The sequence below is a fragment of the Streptomyces sp. NPDC005070 genome, from assembly GCF_053600395.1.
In genome coordinates this window covers 1-14,450 of record NZ_JBSFZS010000072.1, presented here as the reverse complement: position 1 = coordinate 14,450, position 14,450 = coordinate 1, and the positions used below count along the sequence as shown (strand labels likewise).

The following is a 14,450-nucleotide window of genomic DNA, read 5'->3' as shown; positions in this document are numbered from 1 at the left end:
CGGCGGCCCACCCCGGAAGGCCACCACCATCACACCCGAGTACACCTCGGCTGACAGGCGCGCCGTTCTCGACCGCGCGGCGCGCCTGCGTCAGCTCCCCGAAGCAGACCGTGATGCCATCCGCATCGCCCAGGACCCGAAGTTCCCCCGCTGGCTGGAGCAGATAACCGCAACCGGCGGCTGCGCCCACCCCGTCCACCTCTCCGGCTCCACGACCACCCTGGACGGTGCGACCGGCGAGATCCTTCACCACTACGACACCCGCGACGAACCCGGCGAACGTCTCCTCGTCCGCTGCCGCAACCGCCGCGCCACCGTCTGTCCGGCCTGCTCTCGCTTGCACGCTGGAGACACGTTCCACCTGGTCCGCGCAGGCCTCCTTGGCGGCAAGAACGTCCCCGAATCGGTCCGCCACCGCCCCCGACTCTTCGTCACGCTGACCGCCCCGTCCTTCGGCTCCGTCCACCGCGTTGGCGAGGGGTGCCATCCCCGTCGCGATGGCGGAACCTGCGAGCACGGACGTGCCATCGGCTGCGGGGCGGTGCACGCTTCAGATGCCTCGGTTGTCGGCCAACCGTTGTGCCCCGACTGCTACGACTACGCAGCCCACGTCCTGTGGCATGCGCACGCCTCCAAGCTGTGGGACCGATTCGTTATCGACGTTCGGCGACGTCTCGCCTCCTCCGCGGGACTCGTGCAGTCCCACTTTGCCCGGCACGCCCGGCTGTCCTTCGCCCGTGTCGCCGAATACCAGAAGCGTGCCGCCGTCCACGTGCACGCCGTAGTCCGCCTCGACGGCCCGAACGGGTCGGCTGATGAACCTCCGACCTGGGGTACTGCGGAACGGCTCATCGATGCAGTGCGGGCATCCGCCTGCCGGGTCATGGTCCGTACGACCTACAGCCGTGCCGTCGGTGAGTTGACGCTGCGCTGGGGCGCCCAAATCGATGCGCGGCCACTGCTGGCAGACGGCGATGGTCCGGACGATGACGCGGTGGCGGCGTACGTAGCCAAGTACGTCACCAAGGGTGCGACTGACACGGGTGCCGGCACCGACTACCCGCTTGCAGCCGAAGGCGACATTGCGTCCGCACCCGTGAATGACCACGTCCGCAGACTGATGCGCACCTGCTGGAGTCTGGGTGTCCTCCCCGAGTTTGATCCCCTCCGTCTCCGGGGCTGGGCGCACACTCTCGGCTACCGCGGACACATCCTCACCAAGTCCCGCGCCTACTCGACGACGTACGCAGTGCTGCGTGCGGAACGCGCTCGTCACGCGGGCCACGTCGACTTGCCCGACGCGATCACCGAGCGACAGTGGCGGTACGTCGGCTCCGGCCACACACCCGGCGCGGCTCGTATCGCCGCTGGCCTTGCCGATGACCTCGCCGAGTCTCGATGCCTGGCCTTGGAGGCGCAACGAGAGGGGGAGCGGCACTGACGACCAAGCGCGGTTCTCAGCTCGCCAGTCCCCTGCCCTTGCCGCGGTGTAGTGGCGGCAACACGGCCACCATGATCGAAAGCGAGATTGTGATCGTGGACGACGATGGGGCGGAAGAACCTTTCGACACGGCGTTGTGGTTCGCCTCGGGGAAGACGTCCGAGGTGGCACGGTGAGCTCCGCTTGGTGCCAGGTTCCTGACTGCGGCGAGACTCTGGCACTGATGTGTCAGCAGCACTCGCTATCGTCCTCGCCATGACCTCAAGTGATCATCTGCTTGGCCTGATCCGGAACACCCCAGAGATCGATCTGCTGCTGCGGTCATCGTTCGGCTTCGACATCCATCGGAAGCACTACGGCGAGGGCTTGAGACTTGCCTCGGGCGCGCCTCTGGAGGTGATCGCCGGGGAGTCCGCCGGTGGAGCGTACTTCCTGTGTGCCGAGCAGAACGGTCGCCGGCCGGTGTTGTTCGCGAGCTCCGAAGGGGAGGGCGGGCTGCTTGCCGAAGACCTGGCGGACGCGCTGGAGATCATCATCAGACTGGAGTGGCACGACTGCCTCTCCTTCTCGGGCGGTGGCGATGTGGAGGTCATGCAGGTCTCCGCGCAACATCTTGAACGGTCCCGCGACAAGTACAACCCGGACATCGACAACGAAGCTGCTCAGGTGGCCGCAGCCCTGTCGCTGCGTATCGTGCCCGTCTCCGACCTCGTCGTCCGATTGCACGCAGCCGCATCAAAGACAGAACCGGACTACGTCGTGACCGACGAGGACGGGCAGGCGTTCGACCCACTCTTTGGCGAGTACCTGGAGCCTCGCCTCGGTGGCTGGCGCTGAACCCGGCCGCTCGCTAGAAGACGTCCGCGAAATCGTCCTCCTTGAGTATCAGGCGGTCTCGCACATCCTTCGGGATCATGAGTTTCATGCGGATATGCGGGGCACGTACGCCCTGCACCTTGCTCCTTGTGACCTCGCACCTGACGCCTACCCGGAGCAGATCGGCGGCCATGGCCTCCATGCCGCCTTCTTCCCAGCGGCTACGGAACGTCTTGCCGTTGTGCACAGCAACCCAGCGGTCCTGCGTCGACTCCGGGTCGATGGCCTCCAGTTGCTTGATGAGGCCGTCCAGTGTCTTCTCCGCCTTCTCCTTGGTGAAGCGTGTCTTCGTGAAGCGCCCTCCGGGCTCCAGTCCGGTCATGTAGTAGTCGGTGGCCTCTTGCAGGCGCTGCAGTTCCTTTCGGGCTTCAGCGCCTTGCCGGTACTCGCGCGTCAAGACCGGCTCGTCCCCGAGGACGCTCAGGACGTCGTCCACCAACTTGCTGTAGATCTCATCGGGGTTAGGGGCGCCGTGGCCGCCAGCCTTGCACTTGCCGCAGCGTAGGTACGCGTACGGCCGTCCCTTGACGTGGTTCCTCTGCACGCTCATGTTCGAACCGCAGTCATGGCAGATCAACACACCGAGGAACCTGGTCGCGCCGCCGGGTTGCCTTGTGGGCTGATTCCTCGCCCGGCGGTCCAGGGCCTCCTGAAGGCTCTTGAACTGCTCCTCGGTGAAGATCGCGTCGGCCACGCGGATGGGCTGGGCGTCGTCGCCGAGGATCATCTTGGAGCGGCGTACGCCTCCGTTCTTCTCCTCTTCCACGCGGTAGCCCATGAGCGCGGGGTTCCTGAGGCGACGGAGCAGCGTCGATGTCGTCAGTCCCGGCCCGCAGTAGCCGGCTCGTACGAGGACCTTTGCCATGCGGCGGGCGGAAGCAGGCTTGGGCCGTAGTGCCGCGTCACGGCACCAGTGCAGTGCTCGGTGCGCGTCCCTCTCGATGACGAGTGCGACCCTGCCGTCTTCGGTCTCCGCCGTCTCGTATCCGTACGTGGGCTTACCCACGAGCCAGTCGCTCTGACTCTTCGTGTAGTCCCAGAGGCTTGCGACGCGGGTGCTCGTGTTGGTCGCCTCGATCTCGGCGATGCCGCCGATGATGGTGATCATGATCTTCCCGGCGGTGGTGGTCAGGTCGATCGAATCGTTCTTGGAGACGAGGTTCTTCCCGTACTTCAGACACCAATCGATCATGGTGCTGAGGTCGGTCAGGCGCCGTACAAAGCGGTCCAGCTTCCAGAAGAGGATCTCGTCGAACTCCGGCGCCCGGTTGTTGAGCCAGTCCCCAAGCTCCTTGCGCTTCCACGGCGGAACCTTCATCGCCGACACGTTGAGATCACTGGCCACGCCTACGACTCGGCAGCCGCGGTCCAGGGCCAGTTTTCGGAGGTCGAGTTCCTGGCGGACAGGTGACGTCGTGTCGTCGGTGAGCACGGACAGTCGTACGGACAACAGGGCTCGTGGGGCGTCGTCGGGTAAGAGTGCTTCAGCCTTCTTCAGCTCTCTCAACAGGGCTAAGTCTGCTGTCGTCCATTCGGCCTCAACTGAGTACTGGCTGCGGTCAGTTGCGGTGCGCGTCCTCGTTCGCTTCGCCATGACCAGCACGGTAGCGGTTTAGGTCTTGTTGGCATATAGCCGCAGATGGACACGAGCATCCAGATCGGCCCGACGGGCAAGAAACTGCTGCCGCTGACGGTCAAGAACGCGGCTCCGACGCCGGCATCGAGCGGTCACTCTCACTGACGTGAGCGGGGCACTCGATCGGCTGATCGAGGCGTTGGTGGGGGCTAGCGAGGACGAGGTGACGGCCGCACTGTCCGCGGCCGGCGTCTCGGTCCCGCGCCCGTCGGCGCCGCCAGTGCCTCTCCGGACGCCGCTGCCGGGCCCGGAGGCTTCGCTGCACATCGTTTCCGAGGTGGAGTGGGTCTGAGGTTCGAATCGGCTTTTGCGTGAGCGTGTGTCGTGAGCCCCCTTTCTCACCGGGAAGGGGGCTCGTTGACGTCTGGCGGCACATGAGTTCGTGGGCTTGACGCCACTGAGTGGCCCGCCGCGGTGGCCGGCCCGCTGAGACAGAGATCCGATGAGATGGCAGTCGGATGAGTGGGTGAAACCCCAGGGCTTACGCTCCCGGGCATGACCAAGTTCTACGCCACTGTGTGTCTACCGCCGACCGCGCCCCGGAAGGTCCCGCGGGCTGTAGCTGCCATCATGGCGCCCTACAACGCCAACCTCACCGAGGAATGGAATCCGGTCGGCCACTGGGACTGGTGGGCCATCCACTCCAGCCCGGGCAATGCCTACCTCGTACTGCCTCAGCACGACGGCGACCGCAAGCTCGTCACGGCCTCAAACGTGCCGCGCAGGAAGGCCAAGCTCGATGGTCTCGGGCCGCTGGAATGCTACGGCGGGCCTCGGGGGCTGCTCGACTTCGACGGTATGCGGGAACGAGCGTCGCGCGCGCATGACGCCCTGCTCACCGCTTGGACCGGGCTGACCGCGATACACCCGCCGGCTCGCCCGCTCGCCGACTTCCTTGCTCGCCACGAGGCCGATCCTGAGAGGTACTCCCCGGCAGACGCCAGGACGGAGCATCTGGCCCAGCCGCTGGTGCAGGACGTGGCCCAGAGGGCCGTCGCGGGAGACCCGCACTTCGATACGTCGTTCCTGCTCAACGACCCAGTCGCCTACTTCGCGCAGGAACAGGAGGAAGCCCGACTGGGGTCGGTCCGGTGCGCCGTGCCCGGCTTCGCCCTGGTCACCCTTGACGGCTCGTGGATGGACGCGGGCACAGACGGCTACTGGGAACAAGCCAACCGCTATCTCGACGGCCTCGACGGCGAGGCCGTCGTCCTCGACCTGTACTGCCACTCTTGAGTCATCCGACCGGCCGCCCCGCGGCTGCGTGGCGGGAGCCCATGATCGCCCGGCCAGGCTCTACGTGCGCCGACTCAGGCGGACTCGGCGACAACAAGGCGGCACGAGCGTGCACTTGCTGCGCCGCACCACTCCGCAACTCATTCGGGCCGGCGTCTCGTCCCCTCGCCCGTCCGCGCCGTCGGCACCCGGTTTGTCGAAACGGCGCGGGCTCAGTCCGGTGAAGGGGACTGTCCAAGACGGCTCGGACGCCGTGATCACACCAGCCACACGAAGATCATCTCGGTGATGCCCGGTGGTGCCGGCGGGCAGGCTCAGGCTGCGGAATTCCCGTGGGGGTCGGACACGAAGGCCAGGATGTGAGGAACTGCCTCACGCAGACTGACGAAGTGGCGATGCACGCCTTCCACCGCGGCAGCGACGTTCACCCCCCACACCGTCATTCCGGCGCGCAGCCCGGACCGCACTCCGGACGGGGCGTCCTCGATGACCAGGCAGTCTCCCGGCTCGGCTCCGAGTTGCTCGGCGGCCAGCAGATACGGGACGGGAGAGGGCTTGCCCTCCTCGACAGCGGCCGCGTCCACGATCACGCCCGGCACCGGCAAGCCCGTCCGCAGGAAACGCCCGCGCACCCGGTGCTCGTAGTTCGAGGTCACCAGCGCCCAGGACTTCAGTGGCAGGCCGTGCAGCAGCTCCGATGCGCCGTCGAAGGCCGCATAAACGCCGGATCGGACGTCTTCGTCCTCCAGCTCATGCAGTGTGGCCAGGCACTCGCGCGGGTCTCGGTCCCCGGCGACCTGGGCGAACGTCTCCATCGGCCGCGTCCGCAGAGCCACTTGGTAGACCTCGTCCGCATCCAGCCCGTACCGCTCCGCCCAGGTTTCCCAGACCTTGCGCTGGTTGCTCACCGCGTCGATCAACGTGCCGTCGACGTCGAACAGGACGTACTTCATGCGGCCCGGCCGCGCAGGTTCAGTGGACACCCGTCGATCATGTCAGGCCGCGTACAGGCGATTGCGGGGCAGCTCGCACCGCAGGCGCGCGAAACCTTGCCGCGACTCTCACTGACGTGAGCGGGGCCCTCGATCGGGCGGCCGAGGCTCTGGCGGGAGCGAGCGAGGCCGAGGCGGCGGCCGCTGTTTTTGGCTGCTCGCCGACGGTGGGGTGGGCCGCGGCTGACGGGACAGCCGCTGGGGTGAGGGATGTGCGGCTGCATCAATCACTGGCTGGCCTAACCGGCCCCGGGGCAAACGGCTGACTTCCGCGAGGCGGGCGGGGGCCTCGGGCAAATCCTGGTTATGCCTCTGGCAAGTTCACGCCTCCGGCGCGGGCTTCACACACCAGAACAAGCGAAAGCAGAACCCTGTGCTCAAGAAGTCTCTTGTGGCCGCCGCGGCCGTCGCGATGATGTTCGGAACGGCCGGAATGGCCCAGGCCAACTCGGATCTGCACATCGTCCAGGGGGCCGAGGTCACGATTCCCCCGGCCACCGGCAGTTTCGCCGGCAATGCCGCGGCCACCGCCAGCTGCCCCGCCGGGGAAACTCTCACTGGTGGCGGCGCCAACGTCACGTCCGGGAACGCCTACACCCAGAACTACAAGCTCGTCTCCAGCTTCCCGAACGGCAACCAGCAGTGGTGGGCCTACGCCACCAACATGGATCCCAACACCCCCGGCAAGCTCAGGGCGTACGCCATCTGTGCCAAGGTCGCCAACGTGGACGTGGTCACCGCACCGTAAGGAGCGATCACGACCGTTTCATCGGTGGCGGGGCACTGACGAGACTCGGCAACAAGCGATCCGTGCCCTCGTCATGCCCGGTCGGTCGGCGGTGAAGAACGCCGTGCCGGCGCCGAGCGGTCGTGGGTCTGAGAGCGATTCGGCTCTCCCATGACGGACCGAGACCACCTGAGCCCCCTTCCTCGATCGGAAGGGGGCTCCTCGGCGTCCGGGTTCGTGGCCTGGTCGGTGACCGAGGGGATGGAAGCCGGTGCCTCGACTCGCCACCGAGCTCTCGTGCGCCGTCATCTGGGCGTCTTCACACACGCCGCTCCACAGGCCACGGGACGTCACTCCGTCATTCGAAGACGGGCCGGCACAGGGCGGTTGGCATCGTCCGGGTGGTACGGGCCAGATCACGACCGGGCAAAAGGAGTACCCCTCGGGGGGCTAGGTGGCGCAGGCGAGGGCACTCGGCATTCTGCGGCACCGATCGGTTCCGTCCCCTCGAACGAAGAGAGAAACCCGTGTACATAGGCCTGGGTACGGTCGTCCTGATCATCGTCGTTGTCGCCGTCGTCATGATGCTGCGCCGTCGCTGACCCGCGCCGTGGATCCGGCGATCATCCAGCCCGCCCCGATGCACGCTGCCCTCGTCCCGCTCGGCCTCGTGGAGTCCGGCCCGGAATTGCCTGGCATGCCTTCCTCGAACCCGGGTACACGCACTGACACCGGTCGCCAAGGGCACCGGCGCAGGGGCTACGACATAGGGGAGGGGCCTGAGATGACGGTGACCGCGGTGACCGAGACGCAGACAAGGGTGTTGCCGGAGATTGCGGACCCCTCTCAGGTCGCTCCCAAGGACGCACGTCAGATGTCCAGGCTGTTCTTCGACCAGCTTGCCGTCCTCGAAGAGGGCACGGCGGAGTACCAGTACGCCCGCAACACGCTGATCGAGATGAACATCTCTCTGGTCCGTTTCGCCGCAGCGCGCTTCCGCAGCCGTGGCGCGGACGAGATGGAGGACATCGTCCAGGTCGGCACGATCGGACTGATCAAGGCGATCGACCGGTTCGAACTCACCCGCGAGGTCGAGTTCACCTCCTTCGCGGTGCCCTACATCGTCGGCGAGATCAAGCGGTTCTTCCGCGACACGAGCTGGGCCGTGCACGTGCCCCGCCGGCTGCAGGAAGCCCGCGTCCAGCTCGCCAAGGCCACCGAGGAGCTGCGGAGCCGGCTCGGCCGTACCCCCACGGTCAAGGAACTGTCGCAGCTGATGTGCCTGACCGAGGAAGAGGTCAACGAGGCACGCCTCGCCTCCAACGGCTACAACTCCAGCTCCCTCGACGCGGCCATCAGCACGAACAACGAAGGCGAGAGTGCTCTGGCCGACTTCATCGGCACGGAGGACAACGCCCTCGAACTCGTCGAGGACTTCCACGCACTCGCCCCGCTGATCGCGCAACTGGACGAGCGTGAACGCCGCATCATCCACATGCGGTTCGTCGACGAGCTCACCCAGGCACAGATCGGTGAACACCTCGGCGTCTCCCAGATGCATGTCTCCCGCCTGCTCTCCCGCACCCTCGTCAAGCTGCGCCAAGGGATGGCAACGACAGGCTGATCCCGTCGGTTGCCCCGGTCTCCGAGCGCGGCTTGACGGAGGGTGGGGCGGAGCAAACTCCTTCGACGCTGGCAGACGGCTGCGGGAGTCGCTGACGGGGGCGAGCGAGGATCGCCCCCGTCAGCGGCCCCTGAGCGTGCCGTTTGCGGGACAACGCTCAGGTCGTCGAGACATCGTCCATCTGGGGCCGTGCGCAACCGGCCGGATCCGCGGATGCCGTCGCAGCGGCGCGTTCCAACCGCCGGATGAGCTGCCAGAGGACGGCGATCGACAGCGCGGCAGCGCAGATGTACAGGCCGTCGCCCATGATGATCCGCCGCAGGGCGTGACGTGCCTGGTCCGGAGTGGCCGCCTTCTTCAAGTCCTCCGAGGCATCGTCGAACGGATACGCGTTCGCTGCGCCCAGGACGGACAGCCACCACGCTGTGAGCAGGGGATGCCCGCGTCGGCGCTGCGATGCCGGCTGGCTGGCAGCCCACAGATCGTTGACGAACATCTTGGGCACGAAGAGCTGCGCCACCGGTATCACCCAGCCGAAGACCAGCCACGCCCTGCGCCGACGCTGTCCCTGACGCCAGAGCACATCGGCGACGTCGCGCATGTTGGCGAGCCAGATGCTGAACTGAAGCAGGGCCACGAGGAGCAGCCCTGTTCGCCAGCCCATCAGGTTTCTGAAATACGTGTCGACCTCGACCAGCGGGTTGTCGACGTACGGCCCCGGCGTCGTCGGTCCCCCGAGCAGTTGGTATTTGTGCCATGCCACCAGCCCGGCCGCGGCAGTCACCAGCGCGAACGCGGTGAGCGCGGCGCCGGCGAACCAGGCCTGCCCGCGCGGCAGCCTGACGGTTCCGACCATGTCGCACCTCCTGGAGGCCGCCCGTACGGACTCCTCGCAGGTCGGCAGCGGATCTTAACCCTCGGGGGAGCGGACACGACACCGTCTTCGCAGGTCAAGGCCGTCACGGGGAGCTGACATCAGCGATGGAAAGGGCAGGGCCACAGGTCCACATCCTGTGCCGGAGCCGTGCACCGCGGCGAAGTGATTCTGCGTGTCGCTGCCCCGTACACCGGCATGGCCATGCGCGTGCGTGATCTTCACGTAGTGTTCCAGTGCTCGATCGCCAGGGGGCGGTCCACCGGAAAGGTGTCGCATGGGGGATCTCGTGGCCCGTTCGAATTCCCGGTCCTACCTGGCTGTGTACGCCGTGGTGGCGTCGGTGTTCCTGGTCGTCTCGTGCACCTCCGGCAGTGGTGAGGGGAAAGGCGCTCCGTCGGCGTCCTCCGCGCCGAGCGAGTCTCGGACGGCGGACGAGGCGTCCGAGAAGAAGCTCACCGAGCAGGCCCAGGCGGCCCTGGCCGCCGTGCACAGCGGGAAGTTGGTCGAGGCTGGAGTCGAGCGGGTGAGCGACGGGATCCACACCGAGCCCACCCTGGGCGAGGGCAAGACCTACCGGCTCAACGTGGTCTGCTTCGGCAGGGGCAGCGCCCAGTTGACGTTCGTACCGGCGAGCGCCGGAACGAAGACCGAGGTGCCGTGTGATCAGTCGGTGGTCCAGCAACGGATCACGATGCGCAAGTGGGTGCACATCGATGTCGACGGGGCCGAGGGATCGACCGGCATGATCGCCTGGCAGGTGGACGCGATCTGATACGGGCTCCCGCTGGAGCCACGAGTCGGAAGCCCTGACATCCACGCCTGCCTCGACGACGCTGGACCGGGCGGCACGCCGACGACTCCGGGCCGGTGTCCACGGGTCAGGGGGTGGCGGGCGGTCCGGACTGTACGAGTCCTGACTGGTAGGCGGCGACGACGAGTTGGGCTCGGTCGCGGGCGTGGAGCTTGGTCATGGCGCGTTGGACGTGGGTGCGGATGGTCAGCGGGCTGAGGCAGAGGGCGTCGGCGATGTCCGTGTTGGACATGCCGCGCGCGGCCATGATCATCACTTCTCGTTCGCGTGCGGTGAGGACGCCGATCCGGTCCGGCAGCTCGGTGTCGGAGGCCGGCTCGGGTGTGACCAGAAAGCGGCTGACGAGCATCTTGGTGGCGGCCGGGGACAGCAGGGCGTCGCCGTCCGCGACGGTGCGGATGGCGTCGAGGAGGGCGTCGGCTGTGACGTCCTTGCCGAGGAACCCGCTGGCTCCGGCGCGCAGCGCGCGGGCGACGTACTCGTCGGTCTCGAACGTGGTGAGGATGAGGATGCGGACGTCCGAGAGGGCGGGGTCGGCGCAGATGGCGGTCGTGGCGGCCAGGCCGTCGGTGCCGGGCATGCGGATGTCCATGATCACGATGTCGGGGTGGAGTGTCCCGGCGAGGGTGACGGCTTCCGCGCCGTCGGACGCTTCCCCGACGACTTCCAGATCGCCGGCGGAGTTGATCAGGATGCGGAAGGTGTCCCTGAGAAGGGCGTGATCGTCGGCGAGGAGCACTCGGATGGTCATGGGGTTCCCGGATCAGAAGTGGAGAGGGAGTTCGGCGACGGCTGCGTAGCCACCGCCGGGGCGGGGGCCCGCGGTGAACCGGCCTCCCGTGGACAGGGCGCGTTCGCGCATGCTGATGAGCCCGAACCCGGAGTCCACGGACGTCGAGGCCGTCGTGGTCGGGTGTCCTTGCTCGTTGCTGATCTCGATCCTCAGCACGTCGTCCGTATAAGTCAGTGTCACCTGCGCCGTGGGGGTTCCAGCGTGCTTGGAAACGTTGGTGAGTGCCTCCTGGATGATCCGGAAGGCGGTCAGGTCCACGGCGGGGGAGAGCGGCCGGGCCTCTCCCTCGGTCGTGACGGCGACATCGAGTCCTGTGGTCGCGAGGGCCGCCACCATGGTGGGGAGCTGCTCCAGTTTCGGGGCCGGCTGGAGAGGCGAGTCGGAGTCCTCGGGGCGGCGCAGCAGTCCTACCGTCGCCTTCAGTTCGCGCAGGGCGGTGGCGGTCGTGCCGCTCAGGCCGGTGAGGAGTTCCTCCGCCTGTTCGGGGTCGTCGCGGATGAGGTGCGCGGCGGTGGCTGCCTGGGCGTTGGCGAGAGTGAGGTGGTGGGCTACGACATCGTGGAGCTCGCGGGCGATGCGTACGCGTTCCTCCGCCACTCGGCGCAACGCCTCCTCCTCGCGGGTGTGTTCCGCGTGTTCGGCACGGGCCCGCAGCGAGTCGGTGAACGCGCGGCGCAGCCGTAGGGCGGAGCCCCAGGCGACGGGCAGGAGCAGTGCCAGGGCCGGGTTCAGCGTCACGAGGATGAAACTGGCGTAGCGGGGTGCCTGCACGATCGCGATGGGGACCATGAGCACGACCACGCCGAGACCGAAGAAGTGAGCGGTCCGGCGCTCGTCGAGGAGTGCGAGCCAGAACAACGCCACCATGACGGGGGCGAGCAGAAGCATGGTGGTGAGGTAGCCGAGACTCACCGCGGCGATGGCGCACGCGCCGGTGACGACGACGACCTGACGAGGACGGGTTCGCCGCCACAGCAGGGCGGCGGTGGCGATGACGCCCAGGACCAGCCCTGGCCACCAGGCGATCGGTTCCCGCACGTCCCACGTGCCGAAGAAGCTCGCCGAGACCACACAGGCGAGCACGCAGGTCAGCAGCACCGCGTCCACGACGTGCGGGTGGTCGAGAGCAAAGCGGCGGGCGGCGCTGGGCATCGCGGTCTCCGGTTGCAGTGGCTGTCGGATCAATGGTGGAGCATCCACCGGTGAAGGCCGGTGAGGCCGCTCGACGTCGTCGGGCGGCCTCACCGGGGTGTGCTCAGACTCCGGCGGTTTCCCGTGGCCTCGCGTCGGACGATGCCGTGGGGGTGTCGCCGCGGGTGAGCGCTTCGCCTTCGACGTCGACGCGGGGGAGCATGCGGTCGAGCCATCGGGGCAGCCACCAGGCCCGGTGGCCGAGGAGGGTCAGGACGGCCGGCACGAAGGCCATGCGGATGACGAAGGCGTCGAAGAGGACGGCGATGGCGAGACCGAAGCCGATCATCTTGATCATGGATTCCCCGGCGGTGATGAAACCGGAGAACACGCTCATCATGATCAGCGCTGCCGCGACGACGACGCGTGCGCTGTGACCGAATCCGGTGACCATGGCGCGGCCCGGGGTCTCTCCGTGGACGTAGGCCTCCCGCATGCGGGACACGAGGAAGACCTGGTAGTCCATGGCCAGGCCGAAGACGATGCCGACGAGGAAGATCGGCATCATGCTCATGATCGGGCCGGTCTGTTCGACGCCGAGGAGGTCGGCGGCCCAGCCCCATTGGAATACCGCGACGACCGCGCCCAGCGAGGCCAGGACGGACAGGAGGAACCCGACGGCCGCCTTGAGGGGGACCAGGATGGAGCGGAAGACGATGAGCAGGAGCAGGAAGGCGAGCCCGACCACGACGGCCAGGTAGGGGATCAGCGCGTTCTGCATCTTCTGCGCGACATCGATGTTGGCCGCCGTCGTCCCGGTGACCTGGAACGTCGCGTCCGTCGCCGCTTCCAGCCCCGAGCGCTCGCCTCGGATGGTGTGGACGAGATTCTTCGTCTCCTCGCTGGTGGGCGAGGTGGATGGCGTGGCGGAGATGATCGCGGTGTCCCCGGCTTCGTTGAAGCGCGGCTCGGACACGGAGACGACTCCGTCCGTCGAAGCGATCTTCTGCGCGATGGTGTCCACCGCTCCCGCCGCGTCGCGGGCGCCCTGGGCGTCGACCACGATGGTCAGCGGGCCGTTGAAGCCGGGGCCGAAACCGTCGGCCAGGGCGTCGTAGGCACGTCGTTCGGTGGTGGAGGTGGGCTTGGCCTCGTCGCCGGAGGTGCCCAGCTGCAGATCGGTCACCGGCAGGGCGAGTGCTCCAAGTCCGATGACGGACAGCAGGAGGACCGGCACCGGGCGACGCAGCACGAAGCGGGCCCACTTCGATTCCTTGGTCCCGGCCGGCGCCCCGGCGGCGGTCGGGAGGTGCTTCTCGCCGGTGCCGTCGGTGTTGCCGGCCTTGCGGTTCCGGCGGCGCAGGCGTCGGGGCAGGACCGCGTTCGGCCAGAACCCGAGCAGCGCGGGAACCAGGGTCAGCGCGATGATCACGGACAGCAGGACCGCTCCGGCGGCCGCGATTCCCATCTTGGTCAGCATGGGGACGCCGACGATCGAGAGTCCCGCGAGGGCGACGACGACGGTGAGCCCGGCGAAGACGACGGCGGAGCCGGCGGTACCGGTGGCCCGGCCGGCTGCTTCCCGTGGCGTGTGGCCCCTGCCTCGCTCTTCCCTGTACCGGGAGACGATGAACATCGCGTAGTCGATGCCGACCGCGAGGCCCAGCATGGTGGCCAGGGTTCCCGTCGAGGACGACAGGCCGAAGGCACTGCTCAAGGCCGTGATGGCCAGCATGCTGGTGGCCACGCCGATGATGGCGGTCAGCAGGGGCAGTCCGGCCGCGGCCATGGATCCGAACGTCACCAGCAGGACGAGCGCGGCCACCAGCACACCCGCCGCCTCCCCCAGACCGCCGGCCTCCGGTTGCGCGGCCACGGCGTTGCCGCCGGTCTCGACGGTGAGGCCGGCCTTCCTCGCGTCACCCAGCGCCTGCCGGAGCTCGCTCTTGCTGCCGTCGGAGATGTCTTTCGCCGTCACGTTGTAGGTGACGGTCGCGTAGGCGGTGCCGCCGTCCTCGCTGACCGCGTTCGCCTGGAACGGGTTCACCGCGCTCGCGACCTGGCCGCCGGCAGCGGCATCGGTGACCGACTTCTCGATGGCCTCGCGGTTGGCGGCGGCCGTGACCTTCTGTCCGTCCGGCGCGACGAAGACGATGCGCGCGCTCGCCCCGTCGGCCTCGGTTCCGGGGAAGCGCTGGTCGATGAGGTCGAAGGCCTTCTGGGATTCGATCCCCGGCATCGATGACGAGTCGTCGGAGCCGTCGGCGGCGGTGAGGCCCTTGAAGCCGACGACGGCCACGACGGCC

At 67.8% G+C, this 14,450-nt stretch carries 12 protein-coding genes and 1 pseudogene; 6 read left to right on the top strand and 7 right to left on the bottom strand.

The window, feature by feature from the left end; genetic code table 11:
• Positions 1-85: 85 nt before the first annotated feature.
• Together ACWEBX_RS23565 and ACWEBX_RS23560 are read left to right on the top strand one after the other, a co-directional pair.
• Positions 86-1,441 (top strand): replication initiator, encoded by a 1,356-nt coding sequence (locus tag ACWEBX_RS23565; protein ID WP_451886811.1) that lies wholly within the window; start codon positions 86-88, stop codon positions 1,439-1,441.
• A gap of 255 nt (positions 1,442-1,696) precedes the next feature.
• Positions 1,697-2,278 (top strand): hypothetical protein, encoded by a 582-nt coding sequence (locus ACWEBX_RS23560; RefSeq protein ID WP_451886788.1) that lies wholly within the window; start codon positions 1,697-1,699, stop codon positions 2,276-2,278.
• Between the two features lie 13 nt (positions 2,279-2,291).
• Here the strand turns inward: ACWEBX_RS23560 and ACWEBX_RS23555 are convergent, their stop codons facing one another.
• Entirely contained in the window at positions 2,292-3,911 is a 1,620-nt protein-coding gene (locus ACWEBX_RS23555) for a recombinase family protein (RefSeq protein WP_451886787.1), read from the bottom strand.
• A 537-nt stretch (positions 3,912-4,448) separates the two neighbouring features.
• Between ACWEBX_RS23555 and ACWEBX_RS23550 the strand changes: the two genes are divergently transcribed.
• A complete protein-coding gene (locus ACWEBX_RS23550) occupies positions 4,449-5,189 on the top strand; it encodes a hypothetical protein (protein ID WP_451886786.1) in 741 nt (246 codons plus the stop codon).
• A gap of 192 nt (positions 5,190-5,381) precedes the next feature.
• Here the strand turns inward: ACWEBX_RS23550 and ACWEBX_RS23545 are convergent.
• Positions 5,382-5,459: pseudogene (locus ACWEBX_RS23545) on the bottom strand (IS5/IS1182 family transposase); the annotation flags it as partial.
• Positions 5,460-5,503: 44 nt separating this feature from the next.
• Entirely contained in the window at positions 5,504-6,142 is a 639-nt protein-coding gene (locus ACWEBX_RS23540) for an HAD family hydrolase (RefSeq protein WP_451886810.1), read from the bottom strand.
• A 412-nt stretch (positions 6,143-6,554) separates the two neighbouring features.
• Between ACWEBX_RS23540 and ACWEBX_RS23535 the strand changes: the two genes are divergently transcribed.
• Positions 6,555-6,929, top strand: coding sequence for a hypothetical protein (locus ACWEBX_RS23535; protein ID WP_451886785.1), 375 nt, complete (start codon positions 6,555-6,557; stop codon positions 6,927-6,929).
• 763 nt (positions 6,930-7,692) lie between these two features.
• Positions 7,693-8,532, top strand: a complete 840-nt coding sequence (locus tag ACWEBX_RS23530; protein WP_451886784.1) for an RNA polymerase sigma factor SigF — start codon at positions 7,693-7,695, stop codon at positions 8,530-8,532.
• Positions 8,533-8,689: 157 nt separating this feature from the next.
• On the opposite strand, the gene ACWEBX_RS23525 is transcribed toward ACWEBX_RS23530, so the two are convergent.
• Positions 8,690-9,388: a DUF4328 domain-containing protein gene (locus ACWEBX_RS23525; protein ID WP_451886783.1), complete on the bottom strand. Its 699-nt coding sequence runs from the start codon at positions 9,386-9,388 to the stop codon at positions 8,690-8,692.
• Between the two features lie 295 nt (positions 9,389-9,683).
• On the opposite strand from ACWEBX_RS23525, the gene ACWEBX_RS23520 reads away from it, so the two are divergent.
• The gene (locus tag ACWEBX_RS23520; protein WP_451886782.1) at positions 9,684-10,181 is read left to right on the top strand and encodes a hypothetical protein; all 498 of its coding nucleotides are present in this window, start codon (positions 9,684-9,686) and stop codon (positions 10,179-10,181) included.
• A 106-nt stretch (positions 10,182-10,287) separates the two neighbouring features.
• Here ACWEBX_RS23520 and ACWEBX_RS23515 read toward each other — a convergent pair whose 3' ends face one another.
• From ACWEBX_RS23515 to ACWEBX_RS23505, 3 genes are all read right to left on the bottom strand, one after another.
• Positions 10,288-10,971, bottom strand: coding sequence for a response regulator transcription factor (locus ACWEBX_RS23515; RefSeq protein ID WP_451886781.1), 684 nt, complete (start codon positions 10,969-10,971; stop codon positions 10,288-10,290).
• A gap of 12 nt (positions 10,972-10,983) precedes the next feature.
• Positions 10,984-12,165: a sensor histidine kinase gene (locus tag ACWEBX_RS23510; RefSeq protein ID WP_451886780.1), complete on the bottom strand. Its 1,182-nt coding sequence runs from the start codon at positions 12,163-12,165 to the stop codon at positions 10,984-10,986.
• Positions 12,166-12,268: 103 nt separating this feature from the next.
• Positions 12,269-14,450, bottom strand: a 2,182-nt coding sequence (locus tag ACWEBX_RS23505; protein ID WP_451886779.1) for an MMPL family transporter, incomplete at its 5' end; no start/stop codon positions are given.

Excerpts from the sequence above, each read along its gene's own strand:
- ACWEBX_RS23560 (WP_451886788.1), top strand. The coding sequence starts at position 1,697 with ATGACCTCAAGTGATCATCTGCTTGGCCTGATCCGGAACACCCCAGAG.
- ACWEBX_RS23555 (WP_451886787.1), bottom strand. The coding sequence starts at position 3,911 with ATGGCGAAGCGAACGAGGACGCGCACCGCAACTGACCGCAGCCAGTAC.
- ACWEBX_RS23550 (WP_451886786.1), top strand. The coding sequence starts at position 4,449 with ATGACCAAGTTCTACGCCACTGTGTGTCTACCGCCGACCGCGCCCCGG.
- ACWEBX_RS23540 (WP_451886810.1), bottom strand. The coding sequence starts at position 6,142 with ATGAAGTACGTCCTGTTCGACGTCGACGGCACGTTGATCGACGCGGTG.
- ACWEBX_RS23530 (WP_451886784.1), top strand. The coding sequence starts at position 7,693 with ATGACGGTGACCGCGGTGACCGAGACGCAGACAAGGGTGTTGCCGGAG.
- ACWEBX_RS23525 (WP_451886783.1), bottom strand. The coding sequence starts at position 9,388 with ATGGTCGGAACCGTCAGGCTGCCGCGCGGGCAGGCCTGGTTCGCCGGC.
- ACWEBX_RS23520 (WP_451886782.1), top strand. The coding sequence starts at position 9,684 with ATGGGGGATCTCGTGGCCCGTTCGAATTCCCGGTCCTACCTGGCTGTG.
- ACWEBX_RS23515 (WP_451886781.1), bottom strand. The coding sequence starts at position 10,971 with ATGACCATCCGAGTGCTCCTCGCCGACGATCACGCCCTTCTCAGGGAC.
- ACWEBX_RS23510 (WP_451886780.1), bottom strand. The coding sequence starts at position 12,165 with ATGCCCAGCGCCGCCCGCCGCTTTGCTCTCGACCACCCGCACGTCGTG.